Source organism: Prevotella sp. kh1p2, from assembly GCF_900111525.1.
Lineage (GTDB): Bacteria > Bacteroidota > Bacteroidia > Bacteroidales > Bacteroidaceae > Prevotella.
The window spans coordinates 138,346-148,854 of the sequence record NZ_FOHY01000008.1; the positions used below are offsets into that span (position 1 = coordinate 138,346).

8 protein-coding genes and 1 rRNA gene are annotated in these 10,509 nt (G+C 51.9%); 3 read left to right on the forward strand and 6 right to left on the reverse strand.

The window, feature by feature from the left end; translation table 11 throughout:
- Positions 1-177: 177 nt before the first annotated feature.
- The 4 genes from BMW31_RS06460 to BMW31_RS06470 form a co-directional block, all read right to left on the reverse strand.
- On the reverse strand, positions 178-1,716 hold the full coding sequence (locus tag BMW31_RS06460; RefSeq protein WP_091822826.1) for a hypothetical protein: 1,539 nt from the start codon (positions 1,714-1,716) through the stop codon (positions 178-180).
- A 20-nt stretch (positions 1,717-1,736) separates the two neighbouring features.
- Positions 1,737-4,424, reverse strand: coding sequence for a TonB-dependent receptor (locus BMW31_RS06465; protein WP_091822829.1), 2,688 nt, complete (start codon positions 4,422-4,424; stop codon positions 1,737-1,739).
- Between the two features lie 712 nt (positions 4,425-5,136).
- Positions 5,137-5,436 carry a hypothetical protein gene (locus BMW31_RS13275; protein WP_143049161.1) on the reverse strand — a complete coding sequence of 100 codons (300 nt, stop codon included), beginning with the start codon at positions 5,434-5,436 and terminating at the stop codon, positions 5,137-5,139.
- 297 nt (positions 5,437-5,733) lie between these two features.
- A complete protein-coding gene (locus BMW31_RS06470) occupies positions 5,734-6,444 on the reverse strand; it encodes a hypothetical protein (protein ID WP_143049162.1) in 711 nt (236 codons plus the stop codon).
- 183 nt (positions 6,445-6,627) lie between these two features.
- Between BMW31_RS06470 and BMW31_RS06475 the strand changes: the two genes are divergently transcribed.
- Positions 6,628-7,281 carry a LolA-like protein gene (locus tag BMW31_RS06475; protein WP_091822835.1) on the forward strand — a complete coding sequence of 218 codons (654 nt, stop codon included), beginning with the start codon at positions 6,628-6,630 and terminating at the stop codon, positions 7,279-7,281.
- A gap of 18 nt (positions 7,282-7,299) precedes the next feature.
- On the opposite strand, the gene BMW31_RS06480 is transcribed toward BMW31_RS06475, so the two are convergent.
- On the reverse strand, positions 7,300-8,472 hold the full coding sequence (locus BMW31_RS06480) for a retropepsin-like aspartic protease (protein ID WP_255404856.1): 1,173 nt from the start codon (positions 8,470-8,472) through the stop codon (positions 7,300-7,302).
- Between the two features lie 3 nt (positions 8,473-8,475).
- Complete coding sequence (locus BMW31_RS06485; protein WP_091822839.1) at positions 8,476-9,141, reverse strand: MgtC/SapB family protein; 666 nt, start codon at positions 9,139-9,141, stop codon at positions 8,476-8,478.
- Between the two features lie 89 nt (positions 9,142-9,230).
- Between BMW31_RS06485 and BMW31_RS06490 the strand changes: the two genes are divergently transcribed.
- Both BMW31_RS06490 and BMW31_RS06495 read left to right on the forward strand, forming a co-directional pair.
- The gene (locus BMW31_RS06490; protein ID WP_091822842.1) at positions 9,231-9,782 is read left to right on the forward strand and encodes a sugar O-acetyltransferase; all 552 of its coding nucleotides are present in this window, start codon (positions 9,231-9,233) and stop codon (positions 9,780-9,782) included.
- 424 nt (positions 9,783-10,206) lie between these two features.
- Positions 10,207-10,509: ribosomal RNA gene (locus BMW31_RS06495) — 16S ribosomal RNA — on the forward strand; the annotation flags it as partial.

Consider the following 10,509-nt stretch of genomic DNA (forward strand, 5'->3'; position numbering starts at 1 on the left):
GGCTCCAGTTCTTAGATTGCAAAGTTAAGCCATGTGTGTTGCAAAAGCGTTACAATACTGTTGACATGATATTACGCTCCAGTAATGTAACAGGAAAGAAACATCTGCACGATACAAACAAAAAATCTGTCGACTCAACATGAGCCGACAGACTATGTTTTTCATAGATAAGCCTTACTAATATTTTGTATTCTGAGGATCGAAGTTAGTCCAACTGTTCAGCCAGTTGTCGCCGGCAGCGAAGGCTCCGATGTACGTTACCTTGCTGAACCATGAGCCGAGGCTGGCGAAGTTGGCAGCATTGAGTACCGGACTTGCATTAGTTGGCATGTATCCATTGCTTTCAAAAGCGAGGTCGGCGATGTTGTCAAAGACTCTATTGCCGCTTTGTCCGAGGAACCATGTTGAGGAGAAACTCTTCTGCTTCTGGTCAGTTACAGGCTTGCTGTCGCTGTCATAGCCTGTTACAAGCACGTTGTCGTAAAGTTTGTTGGCATCAGTTCCCACGGCATCAACACCGGCAAAGTAGAAATTGTTGATTTTCAGGCTTCCTGCAGTTGCTGAACCCTGCGTGTCTCCTTTCTGGTTATCGAGCAGAAGGCCAATAGGCCATCCCAGCGCAACTGAATTAAAGCAGTTGAGACGAGAGTTGCGGCGTATCTGCATGGCCGACTGGAATTTTCCCAAGGCAGCACCGTTGTTGGGATTCATGTTTCCTCCGGTGATATAATCTTCTGAATTCTTAAACTGATTGTCGAGCTTAGGGCCGACGAAAGTAATATTGGAGAAAGTGGCCGTGGTGTAAGGGCTGACTGCAGAGCCATCTGCGCTGTTGTCGCTTTCAAAACCGTTGCTCTGTGAGGTATCGGCTATCTTGCTGTCACGAACAATGAGTCCGAACTGCACGTTACCAGAATAACCGTTATCGGTATCGAAGTCGTCGTCCCAACCACGATAGGCTATCAGGTACTTGCAGTTAACGGTTCCGCCAAACCACTCGTAAGAGTCGTCGTTAGAGTACGATATCTGTACATGGTCTATGGTTGTACCTGAACCGACAGAGCCAAGAGTGAGGCCATTGATTTCCTTGTCCTTCTTGAAAGGATAGCCGGCAAACTCTATACGCACATACTCCAGAATGCCGGAGTTGTCAGTGTCGCTGTTGCCGCCATGCTTGGTACGGGGCCCTCCTTCTATCTGCATCTCCGTCTGGTTGTTTGTAGCTTTGCCGCAAAGGATAACGCCACCCCAATCGCCCGGCTTACGGCTGCCTGCCGGCTGCTCCGAAGTAAAGACGATAGGCTCGGTTGCAGTGCCCTTGGCTATGATTTGTCCGCCACGTTCAGCGATGAGGCTGGCCTTGGTGTCCTTATCGCCCTTGATAATGGTACCGGGTTCGATGGTGAGTTGAGAGCCGTCTGCAATATAGACCCATCCCTTGAGCAGGTAAGTACCCTTTTTCAGTGTCTGTTTGCCCTTGAAGACAAATTCCTGATCGCCGTTGCCTATCACGTTGCCATTGACGTTCTCGTTACCTTTGTCATCGAAAAGAATATGGTCGCATGCTTTCAGTCCATTGTCAGTCGACCACGAATAGCCCGTGTTCTCATTTCCGCCACCATTGCCTCCGGTAACGGGGTCGTCACTACTACATGCTGTGAGCGAGGCTAAGGCCATCATGATGCTCAAACAGCTAATCATCTTTTTACCATTCATAACTTTCACTTTTAGAGTTATTAAAATTTATATTCTATCGATAATCCTATGTTTCTTCCGGGTTTGAAGCAGCGTGTTATTTCCTCCACTTCCCTATGCGTTCCATCCGAATAGCTGACATTGGCAAACTGCTTATAATATACTTTCTCGGCTAAAAGGTCTCTCACGTTGAGTTTCACGTTCCAGTGACGGCCAAACTTCTTGGACAGAGACACATCGATGGTGTTGCGGGGCATCTCGTAGCTGTCGGGGATGCGTGCGGTATCTTCGCCCGTAACGGCCCCCTCGCTTCTTCCTACACCGATGATTCGTTTGCCGATGCGGTTGTAGAGCACTGCTGCCTGCAGCTGTATCTGCTCGTTCATATAGAAAAGACCGGTATTTACAAGATAAGGAGACTGCCCTTGCATCGGCCGGTTTTCCTCTTTACTCCCGGGAGCAAATTCAACCCGGCTTTTTATCAGGGCTCCGTTAAAAGACCAGCTGAAGTTTTTGAGACCAATGACCGACAGGTCCTTCCGTATGTCAAGCTCCAATCCATAGTTGTTGGCGCTCATGGCATTCTTGTAGGAGTAAACCAGATCGGTGCCTCCGGCTACGGTGTAGGTCCACTCTATCGGATTGTCAAAATGCTTGTAGAATGCGGCCAACGAGATGTATTCTGCCTTGCTTGGGTAATACTCCCACCGCAAATCCAGGTTGTCTACATAACAACTGTTGAGTTCTGTGTTTCCCTGAACGTCTGAAGACAGGTCGAAATCGTAGTACACCGAGGGAGACACCTCCCTGAATTCGGGCCTGTTGACACTCCGCCCGTAACTTGCACGCAGTTGGTGCCGGTCGTTGAACTTGTAGGTTACGTTGACCGAAGGGAACAGGTCGTTTGTAACATAATGGCGTGACGACTCGCTTTTCTCATTGTCTCGTGTATTCGAGATAAGCTCCATGTCGTTATGTTCGAAGCGGATGCCTGCCAGCACATCTATCCGACCAAAGGGGAGAGCCGCCGACAGATAGCCTGCGCCAAGCGTGTTGTGCCCCCTGTAGTTGTTACGCCACTGCGAGAGCTCCAGCAGATAGAGCTTGTCCGTGCCGTAGTTTTGCCCGTCACTCAGCAGTGTAGGCATGTCCATGTGGCGGAAGTCGGCCGGCATGTTGTTATTGTCCGCATTCCAGTTGTACACCATTTCTGTGGTTGTGTATTCTCTGGTACGGTACTCGCCGTAGATGCCGCTCTTGAGCGAAGGGCTCCACGAGGCGAAATTGAATTTGTGCGAATAGTTGGCATTGGCCGAGAGTATGTGCTCGTCGAGCTTTGTCCATTCGCGCGAGATGTCGTTACCGGTACTTAGAGCATAGACACCGCTTTCGAGGGCGTCGTCTACAAGATATCTGCGGCGGTCGGGCAGACGACGGTTGGCATAAGCATAGCCGACACTCCAGTCAAGTGCATCGCCGCTCATTGCCGTATGCCTGCCCGTTATCTGTCCCTCGTAGGTAGTTCGGCTGCGGTAATAATACTCGGCCGAGTGCTCCATATTGGCCTGAGCAGTCACGCCCTCACGCCAGGTGTATCTTGTATTGGTTAACCTATTGAAGATGTTCTTCAGCTGATATTTGTTGTTGCCGGTCCTGCTCAGGAAGGTAAGATTAAGCATTGCGCCGAGCCGGTCGTTGATATTGTACTGGTCGTCGACCGAGTGGCGCAGGTAGTTCCTGCGGTCGTTGGCGGCGTCATACACGCCGTAGAGGTTGTTCTGCATGTCTGCAAGGGTGCGGTACTCGTTGGTATAGTTTACAGAAGCTATCATTCCCAACTTGGCTTCTCCCAGTTGCCACTGCTGACCGGCCGATGCAGCGAGCTTGATGTCGCCAACTGGTTTCATCTCTTTGGTAAACCAGCTTTCGTTCCGTTGGTTTTTCAGGAAGCTGCTGAAGTGAGTACCGTCGTTCCAGTTCCCACCTACCTGTACCGAAGCGTATTGCTGCAATGGAATCTCCTTGGTATCAATCATGATGAAACCACCTGTATAGTCGGCAGGATATGGCGCCGACGGCGTTTTCACGATGGTCAGATTGTCTATCTGCGAGCTTGGAATGATGTCGAAAGAGAACGCCCGGCTGTCTGCCTCGCTGCTTGGAACGGCTCCGCCGTTAACCCACACGTTGTTGTAACGCTGCGACAGGCCGCGCACCATCACGAACTTGTCCTCTATGATGCTCACACCGGGCACCCGGCGAATAATTTCGCCGGCGTTGCTGTCCTGTGTTTTCTGTATTTCCTGTGCCGATACGTTGCTCACTATCACCATGCTGCTTTTCACCTTCTGTATGGCAGCCGTTTCGGTATTCGTTCTTTGCACGGCAGCCACGGTAACTCCGCTCAGCTGCTGCTCGTCGGTCGTCATCTCAACGGTCACCTTCCTGCCCGCTGCTTTCGTGGCTTCAACTCCTTCTATCTTCTGACTTTTGTATCCTATATACTTTATATATAAGGTGTAAGACTTCTCTTGCAGCCCTTCGATTGTAAAGTCACCGTCCGTATTGGCAATGCCTTTCAGGCTCGTACCGTCTACTTCAATGACAGCACCCATAAGTGGCTCCTTGGTCTTCTTGTCAACTATGCGGCCTGTAATTTGCTGTGCCGAAACCTGCAAAGCTGAAATTGCAAGTAAAAGTGCTGCCATCCGTCTTTTGTAGATATTCATCTTACTTTCCAAATATTGATAATCATTTTTTTACAGCGACAAAAGTACAGGGTCTATATTTCATTATCATTGCATCTGAATTTAAATACAATTTCACCTGAAAAAATCATCCAAGCAGCTTCGCATGGCTTATTTCAGTCGCCGAGTCTTGCCTGCAGCTTCGCGCCCGCGCCCGCTTCTCCTTATTATATAGGCCGCGCTGCCGTTGCGCCGCAGTGCGACGACGGCCTGATAACTTTGTTTTGAAAGAGGAAGATAACAGTTGATTTAGCCCCGATTGTAAGCTATTGTGTTTCAAAGGCTTACGAGTAAGAAAGAAAAAGGTGCCCTTCAAGCGTCTTGAAGCTATCCTTCAAGCCCCTTGAAAGCATCTTTCAAGGCCGTTGAAGCATACCTCTGTGTGCTTTCCTGTTGTTTTTTAAAGACAGAGTAACAGAGTATTTTTTCTGTTGCTGCAAGTTTACTGCATAGCGGGAGCGAGCAAGCAACGGTTCGCAGGAAGACAAACTGGTATCCTCCCCTTGGAAAGGGGAGGCGGAGGAGGGGATGACCAAATGTCGTGCTGATTACAACTTGCTGCGCAAATCATCCCTTCCCAGCCTATGAATTGTGAATGATGAATTGTGAATGAGCAGCCTGCAGTCTGCAAAATCATCCCCTCCTAACCTCCCCTTTCTAAGGGGAGGAAGCGCTGCTGAAACTCTCTTGCTAATTAGTTGCAGATTTTTAAAGACAGAGTAACAGAGTAGTTTTTCCGCTGCTTGTTGTTTCCTGCTGTTTTGCTGCTGGTTTTTAAAGACAGAGTAACAGAGTAATTTTTTCGCTGCTGCAGGTTTGCTGCTGTTTTGCTGCTTATTTTTAAAGACATAGTAACAGAGTAATTTTTCAGCTGCTGCGGGCTTGCTGCATAGCGGGAGCGAGCAAGCAATGGTTCGCAGGAAGACAAACTGGTATCCTCCCCTTGGAAAGGGGAGGCGGAGGAGGGGATGACCACATGGCAGAGATTAGTCATGCAGTTTAAGATATCATCCCCTCCTAACCTCCCCTTTCTAAGGGGAGGATACTCTGGCGCACACAATAAGAGCCCACTCCGGTTCTCCCACAGAGAGGGACTACTTCTATTCAATGTCTTTCCATAGTAAAGCTCCCTCCCTTCGGGAGGGTTGGGGTAGGCTTTCTTTTGGTTATGGGGAGGCGGAGGAGGGGATGACCAAATGTCGTGCTGATTACAACTTGCTGCGCAAATCATTCCTTTCCAATCTGTGAATTGTGAATTATGAATTGTGAATTGCACCCCGTGGGCTCTTCGTTACGGCTCAATCTTGATTTTAAAGTACACGTAGCGGGAGTAGTCGGACTCCATGCCGTCTCCGTACGGAATCCTTTTCGTGGTGGCCTTTTTTCGTCGGTAGCATTTCAGGTAGAGGGTGTTATCGGGACCCCAGAAGATGAACTGGCGCAGGTCTTCTATGCTCTTGGCATCCCAGGCATGAGGAAAGCAGAGGGCGGAGTTGCGCAGATGGTAGACTGTTTTCAGCGTGTTGCCCTCCAACTTGCGGATGTTGATGTCCAAGGGCGGCTCTCCGGCGTCTTCGCCCCATAGCTCTCCGGCCCACCAACCGGTCTTGGCGTAGGCGTGGTACTCAAAAGACAGCCGATTGTAGCGATCCTCGTCGGTGGTTGTAAGATGCAAGTTCTCGTCCGCGAGCATCATAAACAGCTCGCCGGTTATGCCTACTACGATGGCGGCATATTGCCTTGTGGCTGCTATATAGCCTACTTTAAAGATATCGATCATGTCGGCAACCTCGCCGTAAGGCTGGCGGATGAGGCGCGTGAGCTGCCGGCGGGTGGCGGCGGTAACGGCAGTGGTGTCCATGATGTGGTTGTAGCGGGTGTACTGGCTGTAGGCTTTTTCGAACTCCTGGCGGCTTGTTTCCTGCAACGCAGGCGACAGTCGGCCGCATGAAGATGCAAAGACGAGCAGAATAAAGGCGGTGAGAAACAACTTGTTGTGCATGGTCCTGGTGTTTTAGGTTTACAGAATGGCGGGGGTGCAAAGTTGCTTCCCCACACCGCAAAGATAGGAATTATTGTGCAAACTGCATGTACGGATGGGGCAGAAAATGATGCTTTTTGAGCCTGCGGGCTGTGTTTTGGCAAAATAATTAGTACCTTTGCCGCCATATTTGCACAGCTTACAATGAACGGAAACTATACAGTAAACTCGCCGCAAGCGCGGTTTGGCACCCTGCTGCTGGTGTTGCTGCTGGCGCTGCCGGTGCCTGCAGCGGCCAAGAAAGTGAGCAACGCCGTGCTGGCCCGCCAGCTCTTCGACCGCACCTATCAAATGGTGTTCGGCCCGCAGGGCGCTTCGCTCGACTATGCAGTTAACATCATAGGCATCTACAAAACCGCCGGAACCATCTGGTACAAGGGCAACAAGGCCAAGTTTGTGGAGAGTCGGTACGCTGCCTGGAACGATGCACGCACCTTCTACCGCGTAGACAAGAAGAAAAAGACGGTGGAAATACACAACCCGAACTCAAAGAAAAAGGACAAATACGCCAGTAAGTTCGAGTTCAAACCTGATAATTACACGTACAGCCTGACCGGTAACCGCGCGGAGAACATTATCTCCATAGACGCCAAGGACGGCGTAGACGGCATCAAACACGTAAAAGCAGTGCTCGACAAGCAAACCGGTTACCCCAAAAGTCTGAAGATAAAGATAGCCTTCTTCTGGACTACAGTCAGGATATCCCACTTCAAGCCGGGCGGCATAGACGACGGGCTGTTCACCTTCCCGCGCCGTCAGTACGCCTCGTATGAGTTCATCGACAAGCGGCCGGAGTAGCATCAGCGGCCGCGCTCTCTACCTTTCAACCGTTACTGTCTTGCTGCGACCCTTGGCATCGGCCAGCATGAAGGTGTAGCGGCGACCCTCTACGAAGGGGTAACGCACAAAATCGGCAAAGCTCCTCACGGGCTGCCCGTTGATGCTTAGTATGGTGTCGCCCTGCCGCATGCCGCGGCGGTAGGCTTCGCTCTTGTCGAAGATGAGGCCCACCGTGGCGTGCCCCTCCTGTGGAACGAAGGCTACGCCGAACTGCTTGTTGTTAACCAAGACGCTGTCGGCACCGTTGCGGGGCTGGAAGATGATGCGCCGGCGGAAGGGATTGATGACGATACAGCCGTATCGGAGGATGCGGGCACCGATGCGCGAGGAGCCTTGCGTGGTGATGGTTCGCAGCCGGCAGAAGGAGAACTCGTCCCATTTCAGCCTGTCGAGGTTCAGGAATGCCACCTCGTCTTTTGCCTCCGCGCCGTAGCTGCTGATGGCCAGATGCCCCTGCACCCGGCCCTCCACCTGCGCGTTAACTTGCTTGCTTTTGTAGGCGTGGGCATCGAAGCTGCGCTTGTTCATGGTGTACAACGGGCGCGAACCGAGGTCGAAGAGGGCCTCGTCGACATGGCGGATGAAGGGGGAGACCAGCAGATAGGGCACAAACCACTTGAGCTTGTACTTCAGCTCGTAACCCGTCTCATCATCGAAAGTGTGCCGGCGGTCGGTCAGGATGAGGCGTTTGTGGGCCGCATCTATCTTTGCCGCCACGCCTTTATTGAATAGGTCGAAGCCTATAATGGCATCGTATTGCCGCCCGACGGCCGGCTGCGGCAGTACCGAGGCCACGTAGTTGGTAACCGTGAGGCGGCCTATGCGGAACGGCGGGAGGGCTACCACCTTGACTGTATCGCGCCGGTTGTTGGCATCGTGAGACACGATGTTGCCCAGTTCGGTTAGTCCCGGCAGGCTGCTTGCGGCGTAGACAACGCCCTGCGAGGACCCCGTGTCGAGGCAGAAGCGGTACCGGCGGCCGTTCATCGTTGCGCTGAGGTACACCTGGTCGTGGTCAATCTCGATGGGAATGGTGTCGCAGAAGTTCCTTGCCGACAGCAGGAAGCTGGTGTCGTAGCCATGTATCTGGGCCTTGATACCCGTAAAGGCCAGCACAAGCAGGGTTGTAAGGAGGACTTTCTTCATCATTTCTTATTCCATGTTTTCTATGGTCACGCCGTCAAAATCGGCCATGAATTCGAGTATGCGGTCCTGATATTGGCTCCTCTTCACCTTCACCTCCATCGTTACCTTGAAGAGTCCGCCGTTGGTGGTGTGGCGTTCCTGCATGTCGTAGCTGTCAATGGTCACGCCGTCCTCACGCAGTTTCTTCAGCATGTTGGCAATGCTGGCCTTGGAAGCCGCCGTGTAGGTGATGGTGAGTGCACGCGTGCCGAAGCGGTGGAGCACCATGTGCAGGGCCTCCAGGCAGATGAGCACCAGTACGGTTGTGGCCGTGGCGAGCAGGTAAAGACCCGACCCGCAGGTGAGACCGATGGCCGCCGTTACCCAGATACCGGCCGCCGTGGTGAGCCCTTTGACCACATGCTTCTGGAAGATGATGGCTCCCGCACCCAGAAAACCGATGCCCGTAACCACCTGCGAGGCTATACGCGAGGGGTCGAAGGAGGCCTGGCTCGCCTGTGCCAGCACCGTATCGAAGCCGTACTGCGATATTATCATGAAGAGCGCGCTGCCCAGCGAGACCAGGAAATGGGTGCGGAAACCGGCCTCCTTGGCGCGGTATTCCCGCTCCAAGCCTATGGCTCCGCCCAGCAAACCGGCCACGAAGAGGCGTAAAATGAAGTCTATGGTCATAAAATCTGCTATTTATTCGTTGTTTGATTGCCTTGTGAATGCAAAGATAATGAAAACTTTTGTATCTTTGTCAATAAAAGCCTGACGTTATGAAAACCGAATTTCAGAAAATGCGTTCGCAGGAGCTGTACGACTTCTCGGATGCGGAGATAGAGGCCAGCCTAAGCCATGCCAAGATGCTTTGTGCCAGGTTGCAGACCATGACGCTCGACAGTGCCGACTACAGGGAGGTTATCCGTGAGCTCATTCCCGGCATTCCCGACGACTCTGCCGTGTGCCCGCCGTTCCATTGCGACCACGGCAACGGCATCATCATGGGCCGCAACGTGTTCATCAACTATGACTGCGTGGTACTCGACGGCGCTTGTGTGCGCTTTGGCGACAACGTGAAGGTGGGCCCCTGCTGCCAGTTCTACACGCCCCAACACCCCATGGACCCGGTTCAACGGCGCCTGCCGCAGGAGACTTCTTATCCTATAGAGATAGGCGACGATGCCTGGCTGGGCGGCGGCGTGATAGTGTGCCCGGGCGTGCGGATAGGCAAGCGGAGCATTATCGGGGCCGGCTCGGTGGTTGTTCACGATATTCCGGACGACTGCTTGGCCGCCGGCAATCCCGCGGTAGTGAAGAGGAGGCTGTAGATTTGCAGCTGGCAGCTTTGGCGGAGTTTTCGTTCAACTTCTCTGCATCCTTATAATATAATAAGGAGAAGAAATGTCTGGAGTCCTGATTTTGTAAATTTAGCGGAAAAGTTTGTATATTTTTGAATTTTTCCTTTTATTTTGTTTGGCCGTTATTGTTTTTTGTTCTACCTTTGCATCCGCTTTCGGGTAATCCCGTAGGCTATCAAAAGAGTTCTTTGAAACGATTTACATAGACAGAAAAGTAGTACGAGAAGCGGGCGCTTTTTCTATTTATATTAATAGGTAGTGAAGCGTCCGGGTAAAAGAAACGAACCGTTCAATTCATATATTGAAAAGACTTCTTGAAGAAGATAGACGGACATCCGAGAACAGACAGACATTTCCCGTGCCCTTCGTGGCATGGGAATGGAATTCATATTTTACAATGGAGAGTTTGATCCTGGCTCAGGATGAACGCTGGCTACAGGCTTAACACATGCAAGTCGAGGGGCATCATGCGGGTTGCTTGCAACCTGTGATGGCGACCGGCGGATGGGTGAGTAACGCGTATCCAACCTTCCCTTAACCGGGGCATAACCTGCCGAAAGGCAGACTAATTCCCCATGCACTCCGCAGACGGCATCAGACGCGGAGTAAAGGCAACGGTTATGGATGGGGATGCGTCCGATTAGCTTGACGGCGGGGCAACGGCCCACCGTGGCTACGATCGGTAGGGGTTCTGAGA

Excerpts from the sequence above, each read along its gene's own strand:
- BMW31_RS06460 (WP_091822826.1), bottom strand. The coding sequence starts at position 1,716 with ATGAATGGTAAAAAGATGATTAGCTGTTTGAGCATCATGATGGCCTTA.
- BMW31_RS06465 (WP_091822829.1), bottom strand. The coding sequence starts at position 4,424 with ATGAATATCTACAAAAGACGGATGGCAGCACTTTTACTTGCAATTTCA.
- BMW31_RS13275 (WP_143049161.1), bottom strand. The coding sequence starts at position 5,436 with ATGACTAATCTCTGCCATGTGGTCATCCCCTCCTCCGCCTCCCCTTTC.
- BMW31_RS06470 (WP_143049162.1), bottom strand. The coding sequence starts at position 6,444 with ATGCACAACAAGTTGTTTCTCACCGCCTTTATTCTGCTCGTCTTTGCA.
- BMW31_RS06475 (WP_091822835.1), top strand. The coding sequence starts at position 6,628 with ATGAACGGAAACTATACAGTAAACTCGCCGCAAGCGCGGTTTGGCACC.
- BMW31_RS06480 (WP_255404856.1), bottom strand. The coding sequence starts at position 8,472 with ATGATGAAGAAAGTCCTCCTTACAACCCTGCTTGTGCTGGCCTTTACG.
- BMW31_RS06485 (WP_091822839.1), bottom strand. The coding sequence starts at position 9,141 with ATGACCATAGACTTCATTTTACGCCTCTTCGTGGCCGGTTTGCTGGGC.
- BMW31_RS06490 (WP_091822842.1), top strand. The coding sequence starts at position 9,231 with ATGAAAACCGAATTTCAGAAAATGCGTTCGCAGGAGCTGTACGACTTC.